We start from the raw sequence: 15,090 nt of genomic DNA on the forward strand, positions 1-15,090 counted from the left end.
GGTTCGCTAACCCCCGGAGCCCCCGAAATGTCCGGATTGGAACGCTGGCACGACACTTGTTTACTTTCGAGTGCGCTTGACCCGCATTTCTCGCATCGCTTCGTGCGTAAGAGATGTCCCGGCACTCCGGGGGCTCCGTTCGGCCTCCGGGAAACGGGGGAGATCCGGGTCTTCCACACTGTGTCTCAACTTCCACCTTTCAGGGCTTAATATGAAACAGACCAGATTGGCCAAGGCGATCGCGACGGCGGTAGCCGGTTCTGTGCTTTCTTTGGGAGTCGTTGCCGACGCCTCGGCACACACCATGTACAACACCTACAACGCCGGTACGGCACCTACTGCCGGAGGTACGGACGGTTGGGTTTACGGCTATGTAAACGAGACTTATCCGACCGTGTCGCCGGGATGGGTTGGTACCGAAAGCGCCACCACGCTACCGTTCGGCTATACCGGCCTTTCCGCGCTGAACTGGGCGGCGGAACTTCATAACGCGGGCGCTTCGCTGGAGATTTCCAGGGCGGACGCGCTAGCGAGATATGGCGTCGCCGCGGATATCGATACCGCCCGGGGCGCCTGGATAGATACCGAAGAAACCCCTCAAGGCTGGGCCCATAACACCGATATCGGTCTTTTCATGTCGCATGTCGACGCCTACGTCACGCTGAATCTGACCGCCGACAACGCGGAAATCGCCAATTTCGGGATCACGGTCTTCACCGGTATGGACACCGGGACGGACTACACGCACCACAAACTCTGGAACAGCCCGGCTCAAGGCTTCGACTTCACCGCGAACGATCCATTCGACACCACCGGCCTGAATTATCTGACCCACGATGCCACGGTCGACGGGGTCAACGGCCTGACTTTCCTGGCGGAAGCCGGCCAGATTTATTCCATCTATCTTGGTGGTAGCGGCGGAGCGGAATGGAATCAGAACAAAGACAATTACACGTTGACCATTTCCTCTTCTCCGGTTCCCATTCCGGCGGCCGTTTGGTTGTTCGGCAGTGCTTTGGCCGGGGTCGGATTCGCCGGACGGCGCCCGCGCAAGGCCGCTGCCGCGTGACCCGGAACTGGCCGGGACGGCTTGCATTCGAGCCCGGCATTCCTTGGATCTTGGGTGTCTCCGCCGAGAATGGTTCGATCGGGTCGTAAGCAGGTGTCGTTCTGTTCCGTCCGTTAACATCCTGGAAACGGCTGTTTGCGTGCTGGATTGCGCGTCGAGTGGGTAGGCCAACGAGCTTGTCCTGAGCCGAGTCGGAGGGCTGTCCTGAACTTCATCGAGGGAGCGGGACGTTGCCGTGGATTAGGTCAATGCAAGCCGGTCGGGAATCCTTGCCCGACGGTGCGCTTGGTTCAACGGGTTCGTCGGCAAAGGATTGCCGACCGTGCCGCTGTAGGACGCGAATCCCGTCGCGACATCAGACCGCTCGGCTGTGGACTGCATCTTGATTTCCAATAGGTTCAGGCCGCCGAGTGACGCTCGGAGCGTTTTGAGCAGGCAATTCTCCCTGCTGTCACACTTTTGCGGCATTTCCCTTGTAAAGCTAAGGGAAATGCCGCAGGTGCTGGTGACTTCAGTAAAAGGAAGCCGTTAAATCAACGACCTAGAGGAGGCATGGTGATTGCACATTAGAGTGCCGACCATTCGCCGGAACGGTGATCCGAATGGTCGGCATGCTACGGGAAAACTCGATCAATCGCCGCTGGGGACGAGAGTGCCGAACCGTAGCAGTAGGGGGAATCCCTTTCGCATCTGCCACTCCCGCCGCGAGGCGGGTTCGGAAAGCCACGGGTCTCGCGACCGAAGTCGCAAGACGGCCGGGCCGCCTCCCTGGGTGATGGGGAGACCGCAGAGCCTTCGGCTTGCTCGGGGCGTCGCGGACATCGCTGGCTACGTGTAAACCACGAACTCCATAAGAACCGTACGAGGTAATTCCTACATGTCTCATCTACAGAACAAGCTGACCAAAGCGGTAACCGCAGCCCTCGCGGGCACCGTCCTGACCCTGGGTGCGGCCTCCGCCGAAGCGCATACGATGTACAACACCTTCACCACGGCAGATCCTTCCGACACCGACGGCTGGGTCTATGGGGGCGTAGGCAATCCGAGCTATCCGACGGCTTCCCCCGGTTGGGTGGGGACCGCCAGCGCCACCACGCAGCCTTTCGGCTATTCGGGCACCGCTCATCTGAACTGGGCGGCGGAGCTTCACAGTGCGGGTTCCTCGCTTGAGGTTTCGAAGGCGGATGCCCTGGCGAGATACGGCGTCGCCGCTGAAATCGATACCGGAGCCGGGGCTTGGCAGGATGCGGGCGTCAACGGCGCCGGAATTCCGACCGCCAACGGTCCTACCGGCTGGAAACATCAGACCGATATCGGGTTGATCATGGCGGAAGAAACCATGTGGGTGACACTCAATCCCACGGTGGTGACCGGCACCGGCTACGACATTCAAAACTTCGGCATCACCGTCTTCACCGGGATGGATACCAATACGGGCAGTTACTCTCATCACGGCGCCTGGAACTGCCCCGGCTGTACTCCGGCGAAACCCTACGATCTCGATAATCCGTTCGGTACCGCAGGACTCAGCTATTTGACCCATGATGGCACAGTCGACGGGGTTGACGGACTGACCTTTCTTGCGCTTGCCGGCCAGGTCTATTCCATTTATCTGGGGGGCGCCGGCGTTGGTCAATGGAGCCAGAATGTTGCCGACTACAGCTTGAATATCAGCACCGCGCCGGTCCCGATCCCCGCGGCCGTATGGCTTTTCGGCAGCGCGCTCGCCGGCCTTGTAGGCTTGGGAAAGCGCCGCAACAAAGGAAATTCCGTCCCGGTCTGAGTGTGTCCGCCGAAAACATGCGACTGTTTTCCCATCGGCTTCGGCCGGCGGGAAATCTGTGTGGTATCACCTATAAAGTTGTGTGATTTGCCGCGTGGTCGTATCGGGATGGAGTACATCTATTTGATTAGAAATCATCCTTTAGTGGCATGTTTATTGTCTTTGTAGAACGGAAGCTCGTTGCATGGCGGGCTTGCACATACGCGTCTTAAAAACGGAATCGCAAGGAATTCCCCGGCAGGGAAAGCCCGAAGGAACGCCATCGCGAAGGGCCGTCATGTAGGTCCATTCGTGTCGCCACACCCGTCGCGAGGCGGGGTCGGAAAGCTTCGGGTCTCGATGCTTGTAAGCATTAGAGATGGCCGGGCCGCCTCCCGGAAGTGATGGGGAGGACCGCGGCGCTGCTCCATGGGCTACGGCAAAGCGCCGCGGACATCACTGTTAAGAAGCATTAGACAACCACTAACAGTGAAGAGGAAGAATCATAATATGAAAATAACAGCGTCAATACTGGCCATCACGAGCGTACTCGGGGGTACGCTGCTAATGGCTCCCGCAGTGCACGCGCATGCAACCTTCAATATTGCGGGTTACGGCGACGGCACCGGCGGTAGCACCAATGGCAACGATGGTCTTCCCGGTACCGATGCGGGCGGGGTCTGGACCAATGGAGGCGTCGGTTACACCGGGGCTTTGCCGGTTCATTGGTATGCCGGCATGCATAACGCGGCCGCAGCCCGGACTATCGAAACCGGCGCGCCCGACTCCAGCAACAGTAACAGCCTGCAGCGACAGATCGCCAACTATAACAACAACAACGACCCTGGCCTCCCCACCAATCGAATGCTCAGGGTTGGCGGCCTTTCCTGGTCCGATCCCGACAACGGCGGACAGGGATGGGGACATGGCCTCGACTTCGGGCTCATCCACTGGTCCTGCGGCGGCGGTCCCCAGGGCTGCATTGACGCGGGCGTATCCGGCTTCAAAATCACATTGGAGGATGATCTCGCCGACGGGGGAGCCAACGTTCAGCTCGGTTTTGCGCTTTACGGCGGGTGGGACGCCGGTTCCGGCGCCTCCAGGCATGATACCTTCGTCACCGATCCGGCCCCGGTGGACAATCCGCTGGGATCCGACGATCTGAAACTGCTTGGATGGGGAGTGGCATCCTCGGTCGGTGAAACCTTGTCGCAAGTATTCAACCTCGATACGACCTACGACGGCGAGTACACCGTCATCATTGGCGCCTTGGGTGGCGTGGCCGGTAATTATCGGTTGAGCGTCGAATCGGTCGTTCAGCCGGTTCCGATTCCGGCCGGAATCTGGCTGCTCGGCAGCGCTTTGGTCGGTGTGTTCAGCATCGGCCGGCGTGCTTCAAAACCCGCTTAGACGCTCTCGGGTAATCAGAGAGATCAGAGCCGCCCGGGCCAAACCTACTCCCGGGCGTGCCTGACCGGCTTTCCGCAGAAATTTGTTTGCTGTGTGTAAAGAAAGTAAAGCCCCTGTCGAATCGCCCTCACGCCAACCCAATCACGCCGCACATTCCTTGTGCGGAGCCGCAAGCGGCGCCCGCGCGTGTAAATTGGCCTCCCCACGCGACGCTGTCCCGCTTCGCTCGCGAGGCCGGGGCAGCCCATCCCGGGCCTGCCCGCTCGTCGCGTTGCGTCTCGCCCTGCCGATTTTCCCCGGAGGGAGAGGGAGTTCTTGTGGCTTTACTTTCTTGATCATTTGTAACCACGGTTCGTCAGATCACGTCATATGCATTTTCCGGGCTTCATCAGCATTTTTGCGGCTGTGGGGCGGTTCCGGCAGTGTCTGCGACCGTGAGAGAAATGAAAACCTTGGCGTAGCGACAGGGTCGTCGAATGCCGGCCACGTCCGACTTGTTCGCACGAGCAGCGTAATGGTATCGCCGAGCGGGACTCGGTGCTTTCATAACCAGCGTCGTGGGGGCGGGCGTCCGGCAGCTACGTTTTCCCTTTTAGTTGCGATCCTGGTACAAGTCCATGAAAAAAAATCAGTTTTCATTATTGGCAGCAATGCTGCTGATGCTTGGGGGAACGATAGCGTTTCTCGTACTCACCGATACGGAAAATTCGCGGTCCGAACTGGTCACCGGCCACGGCGACGTGGAAACACTGAAGAAGGTCTACGGCCGCTGGAAATCGGCCTACGAGGCCGGCGGTGGTGATCGAGTCTTGACCATTCCGCTCGCTTACTCAAGAGCTTTGTCCAAAGAGCTCAGCCGAGCACGAGGGCGCATGCAGCTCGATCTTTTGGAGGGATGGGTGACGGTCGAAATCGGTGGGCTCGATGATGGGGACTATTCGGTCTGGGTGGTCGACCACAAGACGGGATGGCATCCGGCAGCCAAGAAGGATAGCCCGGATACCCGGTTTTTGCTGGGCCGGCTTGCGCCGGGCGGCGAAGGCAAGGCGGTTTTGAAAACCCGTCTCGACGGCTTGGCCATGAGCGGATTTACCCTCGATCTGGTTGCGGTTGCCAAGGCGGACCTTGATCCGGAAGAAGGCGGCGTATTGTTCGGTACGCCGAGTTTCATGCAAAGGCTTTATTATGGAGACAAGCCCTGGGCCGTTGCCCGTGTCGGCGAGTTGCAGTATCCCCATCGGGAGGATGGCGTGTCCATGGCGAGGCCCTTCGAATTCATGCTGCCCAAGGTCGCCCACGCCGGCACGCGGGGGCGGAACGACATCGATGCGGTTCTTGGGGCGGCGGTTGCCCGAGGGCGGGAGATCTTTTTGAACGAAACCTTTCGCGGCAATGGCCGAACCTGTGCCACCTGCCATCGGCCGGACAATAATCACACCATCGATCCCAGGTACATCCTCAAGCTTCCCAAAAACGACCCGCTGTTCGTGGCGGAATACAATCGGGCGCTCAGTGACCTGGAAAAGCCGCAATTGCTCCGTCAGCTCGGTCTCGTGGTGGCCAACGTGGACGGTTTCGATCAGCCTGGCGTGTTGCGCAGTGTGCCTCACACCTTGGCTCTGGCGACCTCCATCGGAACCGAAACCCTGGAGGATGGCGGTGAATTCGAGGATGACAAGGCCTTCGCCAACGCTGTGGGCTGGTCCGGAGACGGCGCGCCCGGGGATGGCTCCCTGCGGTTGTTCGCGCAAGGTGCGATTGCCCAGCATATGCCCCGAACCCTCAACCGTGTACCGGGCGTCGATTTCCGATTCGCCACCGAGCAGGAATTGGACGCGCTGGTCGCCTATATGTTGTCCTTGGGCCGTAGCGAGGACATCGTCCTGGCGGATTTGACTTTCACCTCTCCGCTGGTTGAACGCGGCAAGCAGTTGTTCGACACCAAGGAAAATCCCGTGGATGGGAATGGACAGCCGATTTTCGGTCAGACCGCCAACTGCAATGGCTGTCACGAAAATGCCGGTGCCAATAGTTCCACCACCAAAAAGAATCCCACGCGCGATAGCGGAGTGGAAAATATGCGCGATCAGCCCGCACGCCTGGTCGACGCGAGCGTTCCTTACGACGGCGGTTTCGGCAAAGGAGAGCGCTATGCCAGAATCGACTGCGGTCCCGATTATGACCAGCCCTGCAACGGGGATGGGCGCTTCAATACGCCTTCCTTGGTGGAGGCCGCGGATACGGCGCCGTTTTTCCACAACAACAGCGTCAGCACGATCGAGGAAGCGGTGGCCTATTACAACACCGATGCGTTCAATCTTTCGCCGGGCTCCCTGACCTCGTCCGGCAAGAATAGGCAGGTCAAGCTCGATTCGTCCCAGGTGGTCGCTGTTGCGATGTTCCTGCGCACCCTCAATGCGCTGGAGAACATACGCAGTTCCAATCATATGGACCGGCAGGCCATGAGCTTGAGTGACCGCCGCGCGGAAGACATCATTCGAATGGCCGCGGCCGATACCGAAGATGCCATTGAAGTTTTAACTGAAGGGACTTTGATCGTATACTCCGACGCACTTGATTACTTGAACAAGGCGCTGAAGCTCGAGCAGCAGGCCGCGTCCGGACGCGGCAGAGGGCAGCGCGACTTGTTGCTCACGAAAGCCGTGCAGCTCAAGGAAAAGGCGCGAGATGCAATGGTCATCGGCTGGCGAGACGAGTCTTACACACCGGTGCCGGGCTTTCCGCCGGGGAAGGGACGGAAAAGTCATTTCAAGGAAAATGGGCGAGATGCAATGGTCTTCGGCCGGCGAGAGGTGCCTTCGATACCGGTGCCGGGCTTTCCACCCGGGAAGTGGCAGAAAAGTCATTAGTCCGGGATGCCGGGAGCGATTGCCGAGCGACTCGGTTTGTTCCCGGCGTTCGCCCAAGTCGACGGAATAGGCGAGTTTCAGAGGGTTTTAAAAGTTCCAATCATTCCGGTTCGGCTGGCGGGGAATCATGCGGACGCACGGTCCCCCGCAATGCGGCCGGGTCGAAGTCATCGTGTCGTGGGACAGGTCGTTCGAAGGGTGTAACAAAATTGTGCGAATTGATGTGTTAAAAGACTTATTCGAAACTAACCGGGTTTTATTGCGGACAGTCAAGCGAGCAAGGAACAGTACATAGTGAAAAAAGTAGCGCTGATTACCGGCACGACGGGTCAGGACGGAGCATACCTGGCGGAATTTCTTCTTGACAAGGGTTACGAGGTTCATGGACTGAAGCGGCGCGCATCCCTCTTCAACACGGACCGGGTCGACCATCTGTACCAGGACCCTCACACCAAAAACCGCCGCTTCATTCTTCATTACGGCGATCTGACGGATGCGACCAATCTGATCCGGCTAGTCCAGCAGGTCCAGCCCGACGAGATCTACAACCTCGGAGCACAAAGTCACGTGCAGGTGTCGTTCGAAACGCCGGCGTATACCGCCGATGCCGATGCTCTGGGCACCTTGCGGCTACTGGAAGCCATTCGAATCCTAGGGCTGGAGAAAAAGACCCGGTTCTACCAAGCCTCGACCTCGGAGTTGTACGGCAAGGTTCAGACGGTTCCGCAAACCGAAACCACGCCCTTTTATCCACGCTCGCCCTATGCCGTGGCTAAACTTTACGCCTACTGGATAACTGTAAATTATCGCGAGGCCTACGGGATTTATGCCTGTAACGGCATCTTGTTCAACCACGAATCGCCTCTGCGCGGCGAGACCTTCGTCAGCCGGAAAATTACACGCGGGCTCTGCCGGATCAAGCTGGGTCTTCAGGACTGCCTTTACCTCGGCAACCTGGACGCGAAGCGCGACTGGGGACACGCCAAGGACTACGTGGAAATGCAATGGCTGATGCTGCAGCAGGACGAGGCTGACGACTATGTGATCGCGACCGGCGTTCAATACAGCGTGCGCGAATTCGTGACGCTTGCAGCCGGTGCGCTCGGAATCGACCTGGCATGGGAAGGGAAAGGGCTGTCCGAGCGCGGCATCGACGCCGCCACCGGCCTGACTCTGGTTACAGTCGATCCACGCTATTTCCGTCCGACTGAGGTCGACACGCTCCTGGGCGATCCGAGCAAGGCACGGGCAAAACTCGGCTGGGAACCCCGCATCAGCTTTCACAGCCTGGTCAAGGAGATGGTTCTGGAAGACTTGAAGGAGGCGGAACGCGACGCCTTGTGTCATAAGGCCGGCTACCGTGTGTTCAACTACCATGAATAAACACGCCAGGATTTACGTCGCCGGCCACCGCGGGCTGGTGGGATCGGCCCTGGTGCGCTGTCTCCAACGGCAGGGCTACACCCGAGTTTTGACGCGTACCCGGGAAGAGCTCGATCTGACCGATCAGTTGGCGGTAGCCCGTTTTTTCGAGAGCGAACGGCCCGAGATCGTCCTCGACGCGGCCGCCAAGGTCGGTGGAATTCGTGCCAACAACATATATCCCGCAGAATTCATTCGCGACAATCTGCTGATTCAGACCCATCTGATCGACAGCGCCTATCTGAGCGGGGTCCGCAAATTCGTTTTTCTCGGCTCGTCCTGCATTTATCCGAAATTAGCTCAGCAGCCGCTCAAGGAAGACTATCTGCTGACGGGGCCCTTGGAGCCCACCAACCAATGGTATGCACTGGCCAAGATCGCCGGCATCAAGCAGTGCCAGGCCTATCGGCGGCAATACGGATTCGACGCCATCTCCCTGATGCCGACCAATCTCTACGGCCCCGGCGATAATTTCAGCCTGGAAAACTCGCACGTGCTGCCGGCCCTCATCCGGAAATTCTATGAAGCCAAGGTCGCGGGAGCGGAATCGGTAACCGTTTGGGGCACCGGCACGCCGCGGCGCGAATTCCTGCATGTGGATGACTTGGCCGACGCCGTAGTTTTTCTGATGGAGACCTACTCCGACGAAGAGATCGTTAACGTGGGCGTCGGAGAAGACCTCAGCATTCGCGAACTGGCCGAGTTGATCCGGGAAACCGTGGGATTCGAGGGCGACCTGGTTTTCGATCCGCGCCAGCCGGACGGTACGCCGCGCAAGCTGCTGGATGTCTCGCGGCTGCATGGTCTTGGGTGGAGGGCGCGGATACCGTTGAAACAAGGTTTGGAAGAAACTTATGGGTGGTTCCTCTCGCACATGGACAAGGTGCGGGAATAGCGAATGATTTGCATCAACAGGATGTGCCAAAAGAAGTTTACTCATTCCGGCGACCAATCGATTTGTCCATCGGGATATCTCTCATTTCGACTGGGAGTTTCTCAAGATTTTCCGAGCTCGCCGCGTCGTACGTTATTTCATCGCCTAACGGGTGACCGGCAAGTGACAATCCATAGATCGATTCGAGGTTATGGCTAGACGAAAACTTGGCCTGGCGGCACTTCGTGCAGCGCTGTTGCCGGCTGGTCCTTCGAGGTCCCGTTCGGCTGATTTACGGTGTCGGCTCTGCGTGGCCACTTTGATTTCGTTGTCGGCGACTTCGACATGCGCGGCAACCGCCGATGCCGAATCGGTGGCCGCTCAGATTCGCTACGAAGCGACTTTGCCGAACAGCAGTCCAGTCGGAAGGCCATTGCCGTTGGCGGCTAGCTGGAATACCGGTACTCGGCCGAATACCTTCGATCCGAATTATCAATTGAACATGATCGAACAGGGTCATTTCTTGTTGCCCTGGTTCCAGCTCGATATGCCGAAAGGATGGACGACGATCAAGGATTCAAGGGCGTATTATCAAAAGGCTTTGACACGCTGCGCCCAACTCGGTCTTCCCGTCTCTTTTCTCAGTACCCAGTGGGAAAGGCCACTTTCGGAAGACCCTCGCTATTTGAAATTGCCGAGCGCTCTTAACCCCAACGTAGTAAAAGCCGATGGATCCGTCGAGCCCAAGGTGTCCCCGTTTGGGCCGATTCAGCCGTGGGCGGAAGTCGGTAAAACGTGGACAACTACCGACATCGTTAAGCGCCTGCAACTTTGGTATCCCAATCCACCGCTCGTTCTCTTCGTCTCGAACAACGAGCATCCGAAATTGAGATGGAAAAATGCTCAATTGGATGAGCGTTACTCCTCCAGCATCGACAAAACTAAAGCGGGCGAGAAAGGGAGACGAGAAGTCATCGGGCGGCGGTGGATCGATCGCTATCGTGCTCTCCAGGCGGGCATGCGCAGCGGACTGAACGACACGGCTTGGAAAAAGAACTCGATCTTTGTCGGCTACGGCGCCTTTCCTGGCCTTGCTTTCGGCCGTTGGAAGCGTTGGACCGACTATTCATTGACGGTTACGAATAGGATTGCACCTTGGCCGCTGGCTTGGGACGGCGCTTCCGCGTCTTTTTATGTCCATGACTGGGACCCCTCGACTGATTACACGGTGTTCAGCCCGTTGATCGGGTCCATGAATTGGGTATTTATGCTGGACGAAGCTTATCGCCTCAACCCTAACTTCTGGTTCGAACTATCGGTTTGGGATGGGCATCAGCCGAAGAGGGAAAAGACGGACAAAAGAGCCTACTACGCTAAGCGTGGCCAAACCTATAACCCGGACCGCTATGCCGGAATGATCAAATTCGGCATGTGGTTGCTTCGACCCAGAGTTATTCGCGAGTTTCGCAATCCTGACCAAACCCGAGCGAGAGTGGAACCCTATTTCCTAGAAATCCTACAGGCAGTCGATGAAATCCATCGAAATGCAGTACTGAAAGAGTTTTGGAGAGTCGGAAAATTGCTTCCGAATAGAAAATGGAAGCATCCCTATCAAGAAAATATACCGGTCGAGTACAAAGGAAAGGATCGGTGGTTCCTCTTGGATACCAATATGGACCCGAAAAGGCCATGGACCTTGTCGACAGAAATCCCGGTGTTTACCTTGGCTTTAGAAAAAGGAGTACTCCCAACACGCGAATGGCTAATTGTCGTTCACGCGCCCCTGGGCAACCAGTCGAACGTTGAGGTAACTATACCAGAATATGGAACAGTTAGAGTAAATGCATCGCCGAAGGGTGGCTATTATCATTTATATGAGGTTGATGGAAAGCTCGAAAGAATCGATGGGACGTAGTCGGAAATACAGCGTTTTCAATTTCAAAAAAATACACTAAAAACAAAGTTTTTATTAAAAATCATTAACTTATAGAAGTTTATCTGTATTTTTATGGCCATAAAAACGCTGTAACATGTTTGCAACTGTTTTGAATCCAAGAGCACTTTTGAACCGGTCATTAGGGCTACGTCAGCGCGTACTGGCCGGTACCTTCTGGGTGATAGCCGCTCAAGTGGCTTATCGAGGCATGTTGATGTTATCAATGATGCTCGTGGCTCGGATCTTGGGTAAAGAGGAATATGGACAACTCGGGATCATCCAAAGTAGCCTCTTTATGTTTGAAGCGATTGCTGCATTGGGCATGGGGGTTACTACAACCAAGCATATTGCAGAATACAGGAATACCGACAAAAACAAAGTATCTAAAATTATAAAGTTCACCAAAATTACAACTTTTGTTACCGCAGTTGCATTCGGGGTCATCATATACCTGATCGCACCGTGGATTTCCACCAATCTATTGGCATCAGCGGCCTTAACTGACTATGTAAGAATTAGTGCGCTAATACTATTTTTCACTAATTTTGGCGGTGGGCGCTTAAGTATCCTAATCGGATTTGAGGCTTACCCATGGATGGCGTTTGTCAATGGCTTAACGGGATGTATAACCGTGTTGCTCATACCCGGCGGCGCGTATTTCTATGGCATCGAAGGCGCTCTCTGGGGGTTTGTCGCTGTATCTGCAGCAAACGCACTTATGAATTCAGTTCTTAGTATTCGAGTTATACGTAGAGAGGGAATTCCTAGCGCTGCAGCACTAACTCGTGACGAATGGCGTTTGTTATGGGAGTTCAGTCTTCCAGCCATGATGGCTAGTATTCTATACGCTCCCGTTAACTGGATCGGAGGGGCTTATCTTGTGAGAACGTCTGGTTATGGAGAAATGGGATTGTTTTCAGCTGTCAATCAATGGTTCTCAATTCTGCTATTCGTTCCGTTAATGGTCACAAAAGTTTTTTTGCCAATTTTTGCAGATAAAGGAGGTCGTGGTCGCGAGGGTGAACTGGGCAGGATTTTGGGGAAAGCGCTGAAAGTGATCGTGCTGGTATCGTTATTTCCTGCAGCTATAGTGGCAATTTTAAGTCCATGGATCATGAGCGTGTACGGAAAAGATTATTCTGAAGCCTCCACAATGTTGATAATTATTTCTCTCGCTGCATTTGTTGCATCATCCCAAAATATGTTGGGCGATGTCTTAACTACCATTAATCGAACATGGCTACATTTTGCAGCGAATATGGTTTGGGCAATTGTGTATCTGTCAGCGGTGGTTATTATGGTAGGGCTTGGATACAAAGCGATGGGCTTATGTTTAGCGATGCTGATCGCGTTTGTCATAAAGCTTATGTTTTCCGCGTTAATGGTTCGTATATATGTTACTAGCCCGCTCTCCAGGAAGGCTGATATACGGATGCCGTAAATCTCTAACTTATGTATTGAGATCCTATAAAGAAGAATGGCAACTTGAACTGAGTTTATCGGGAGCATATCTTATGGGATTTAGAGTTCTATGTATTAAGGACTTCTTATGATAAAAGAGAATATGTATCGATCGCTAGTTCGACTGTTTATTCGAAACATACAGCGTTTTCAATTTCAGACGGTTACTAAAGAAAAGTCCTCGGCATGTTGGAAATACCCTTGAGCATCATTCGGGGTAATGGATTGGGCGGCTCGGTGAAGGATGTCGAGGAGGTGGTCCACGGTGCGTGGCTTCTCGCGTTTAAGCACGTGTTTGACTTTGGACCACGCCTCCTCACTCGGATTGAGTTCCGGTGAGTACGGCGGCAGGTAGACATAACGGACGTGATGCCGGTCCAGAAACGCCCGGACGGCGCGCGCCCGGTGGACCGGATGGCGGTCGAGAATCAGGGTCTTGCCGGCGAGCAAGAGCGGCAGCACAGAGACGTCGAGGTACGCCACGAAACGTTCCGCGGTCAGCGGGCCTTGATCGCTCCACTGGGCATCCAGACCGTGCTCGGTCAGCACGGCGACGGTGTTCACGGTCTCGCCGGGCGACACCGGCTGTTCGTCGATCACGCGTTCGCCCCGTGGGGCGCGGCCATAAGGCAAGGTCATGTTCAGACGGGCACCGGTTTCATCGAGGTAGAGGCGCTGGTCGATGGGGATGGCATCGACGACGTGGTGATAGTGCTCGGTTTGGGCTTGATGCTCCGGGCGGTTCTTCTGGGGATCGTAGGTGGACTTTTTTTTCGCGTGATCCGGAGACGCCGGAGGGTGTTGAACATCGTGCCGACGCTGACGGTGACGCCATAGGTGTCGGCATAGCGTTCACGGAGTTCCTCCAGGGTGAGGTCCACCTCCTCGCGGAGCAGGGCCTGCAAGTACAGTTCGCCCTCGGCGGAGATGGCGCGCGGACGGCCGGCATGGCTGGGCTTCGGGGCCAATTGGCCAGTTTCGATGAAGAGCTTCTTAAGCACGTGAACGGTGTTCGGGCTGACCCGGAACAGCGCGGCCGTCTTACGCACGCTGTGCGTCAGGGCGTAGCTGAACATCCGGATTCTCAGATCGAGTGAGTACGCTTTCATGACACGACGCCAAGGTAATGTTCACCCTTCGACCGCCAGTAATCGCAAAAATTTAAATTTGCTGTAAGTCAACGATCGGCTATCCCGTATACTAATGAAATTAATAGAGTTGTACCTGATGCCAATGCATGGTATTGATAGCCCACTTGTTTCTCAAACAAATCCGAATATAAAAACCTTCCGTGATCTACGACAAATTTAGCAAAATAACCGATGACCGCATCGTGGCATCGTTGATTGGAATGCCCAAGGCGAAGTTCACAGCCCTCGTCAAAGTATTCGAGTCGGCCGCTCAAGCCATCGATCGAGAGCGTGTCGAAAAAGGCGAAATAAAACACGTCAAACAGGGCGGCCCTAAAGGTTATCTTGATTCTTACGAGAAAAAGCTGTTTTTCGTTTTGTACTATCTGAAAACCTATCCCACTTTTGACGTTCTGGGCTTTCATTTCGGTTTTAGTGGCGGACATGCCCATGCCCACATCGACCGGTTGCTGCCGGTTTTAGTGCGAGCGTTGACAAGCCTCAACGTCATGCCGGAGCGCACGCTAACAACCCCAGCAGAATTCTCTCAACTCATTGATCAATATAAGAACATAGCGATCGATGGCGTGGAGGTCGCTTGCGTTCGACCCCAAGATGAAACTGAACAGGAAAAGCATTACAGCGGAAAAAAAAAGACATACGCTCAAATCCCTCGTAATCTCCGACCTTAATCGAAGGATATTGTTTTTGTGCTGCATTGTGGCAGGCAGCGTACATGACTACACACTCATGAAAGACGTCTTCACGCCGGGTTCAGCGTGGTTCGAGAAGGTCAATTTATGGCTTGACTTAGGATTTCTGGGCGCGGACAAAGATTATCAAAGTACCCAAATATATCTACCCCACAAGAAACCCAGAAAATCCAAGAAAAACCCTAATCCGACATTGACGCCTGAGCAGAAGAAACAGAACAGAAAACAAGCCGCCACGCGGGTCATCGTTGAGCATGCCATCGGTGGCATGAAGTTCTTCCACTGCATGATGCATCGGATTAGAAATCATCTGGGTCACTTCGTGGATTATTTTTTCTCACTTTCCGCCGGGCTTTGGAACTACAAAAGCTGTTGATTTACAATTGTTTAGCATCTGAAACAACTCTAATGAATATCTGTCGGATAAGATCTAGTCAGATTCC

General features: G+C 55.3%; 12 protein-coding genes, 1 pseudogene and 2 riboswitches. Of the genes and pseudogenes, 10 read left to right on the top strand and 3 right to left on the bottom strand.

Going from position 1 to position 15,090, the window contains the following annotated elements:
• The first annotated feature begins 211 nt into the window (after nt 1–211).
• The gene (locus sS8_RS01765; protein WP_119628153.1) at nt 212–1,069 is read left to right on the top strand and encodes a VPLPA-CTERM sorting domain-containing protein; all 858 of its coding nucleotides are present in this window, start codon (nt 212–214) and stop codon (nt 1,067–1,069) included.
• Between the two features lie 240 nt (nt 1,070–1,309).
• Here sS8_RS01765 and sS8_RS27880 read toward each other — a convergent pair whose 3' ends face one another.
• Nucleotides 1,310–1,450 (bottom strand): hypothetical protein, encoded by a 141-nt coding sequence (locus sS8_RS27880; RefSeq protein ID WP_170160906.1) that lies wholly within the window; start codon nt 1,448–1,450, stop codon nt 1,310–1,312.
• 301 nt (nt 1,451–1,751) lie between these two features.
• Nucleotides 1,752–1,837: riboswitch (cyclic di-GMP riboswitch) on the top strand.
• A gap of 109 nt (nt 1,838–1,946) precedes the next feature.
• On the opposite strand from sS8_RS27880, the gene sS8_RS01775 reads away from it, so the two are divergent.
• From sS8_RS01775 to sS8_RS01805, 7 genes are all read left to right on the top strand, one after another.
• Nucleotides 1,947–2,852: a VPLPA-CTERM sorting domain-containing protein gene (locus sS8_RS01775; RefSeq protein ID WP_119628155.1), complete on the top strand. Its 906-nt coding sequence runs from the start codon at nt 1,947–1,949 to the stop codon at nt 2,850–2,852.
• Between the two features lie 286 nt (nt 2,853–3,138).
• Nucleotides 3,139–3,227, top strand: a riboswitch (cyclic di-GMP riboswitch).
• Nucleotides 3,228–3,341: 114 nt separating this feature from the next.
• Nucleotides 3,342–4,241, top strand: a complete 900-nt coding sequence (locus tag sS8_RS01780; protein WP_145986379.1) for a hypothetical protein — start codon at nt 3,342–3,344, stop codon at nt 4,239–4,241.
• A gap of 617 nt (nt 4,242–4,858) precedes the next feature.
• Nucleotides 4,859–7,111 (top strand): hypothetical protein, encoded by a 2,253-nt coding sequence (locus sS8_RS01785; RefSeq protein ID WP_119628157.1) that lies wholly within the window; start codon nt 4,859–4,861, stop codon nt 7,109–7,111.
• A 291-nt stretch (nt 7,112–7,402) separates the two neighbouring features.
• Nucleotides 7,403–8,494 carry a GDP-mannose 4,6-dehydratase gene (gene gmd / locus sS8_RS01790; protein ID WP_232020696.1) on the top strand — a complete coding sequence of 364 codons (1,092 nt, stop codon included), beginning with the start codon at nt 7,403–7,405 and terminating at the stop codon, nt 8,492–8,494.
• A complete protein-coding gene (gene fcl / locus sS8_RS01795) occupies nt 8,487–9,428 on the top strand; it encodes a GDP-L-fucose synthase (protein ID WP_119628159.1) in 942 nt (313 codons plus the stop codon). The genes gmd and fcl overlap by 8 nt, the downstream gene beginning before the upstream one ends.
• A 289-nt stretch (nt 9,429–9,717) precedes the next feature.
• Nucleotides 9,718–11,322 carry a hypothetical protein gene (locus sS8_RS01800; RefSeq protein ID WP_119628160.1) on the top strand — a complete coding sequence of 535 codons (1,605 nt, stop codon included), beginning with the start codon at nt 9,718–9,720 and terminating at the stop codon, nt 11,320–11,322.
• 115 nt (nt 11,323–11,437) lie between these two features.
• Nucleotides 11,438–12,784: an oligosaccharide flippase family protein gene (locus tag sS8_RS01805; protein WP_119628161.1), complete on the top strand. Its 1,347-nt coding sequence runs from the start codon at nt 11,438–11,440 to the stop codon at nt 12,782–12,784.
• Between the two features lie 176 nt (nt 12,785–12,960).
• Here the strand turns inward: sS8_RS01805 and sS8_RS01810 are convergent.
• Nucleotides 12,961–13,515, bottom strand: a pseudogene (locus sS8_RS01810) (IS630 family transposase); the annotation flags it as partial.
• A complete protein-coding gene (locus sS8_RS01815) occupies nt 13,446–13,913 on the bottom strand; it encodes a helix-turn-helix domain-containing protein (protein WP_119628163.1) in 468 nt (155 codons plus the stop codon). The gene sS8_RS01815 and the pseudogene sS8_RS01810, both read right to left, overlap by 70 nt.
• 182 nt (nt 13,914–14,095) lie before the next feature.
• On the opposite strand from sS8_RS01815, the gene sS8_RS01820 reads away from it, so the two are divergent.
• The gene (locus sS8_RS01820; protein WP_119628164.1) at nt 14,096–14,626 is read left to right on the top strand and encodes a helix-turn-helix domain-containing protein; all 531 of its coding nucleotides are present in this window, start codon (nt 14,096–14,098) and stop codon (nt 14,624–14,626) included.
• Nucleotides 14,550–15,023 carry a transposase family protein gene (locus tag sS8_RS01825; RefSeq protein ID WP_170160907.1) on the top strand — a complete coding sequence of 158 codons (474 nt, stop codon included), beginning with the start codon at nt 14,550–14,552 and terminating at the stop codon, nt 15,021–15,023. The genes sS8_RS01820 and sS8_RS01825 overlap by 77 nt, the downstream gene beginning before the upstream one ends.
• Nucleotides 15,024–15,090 lie beyond the last annotated feature (67 nt).

The organism is Methylocaldum marinum, assembly GCF_003584645.1.
Taxonomy (GTDB): Bacteria; Pseudomonadota; Gammaproteobacteria; order Methylococcales; family Methylococcaceae; genus Methylocaldum; species Methylocaldum marinum.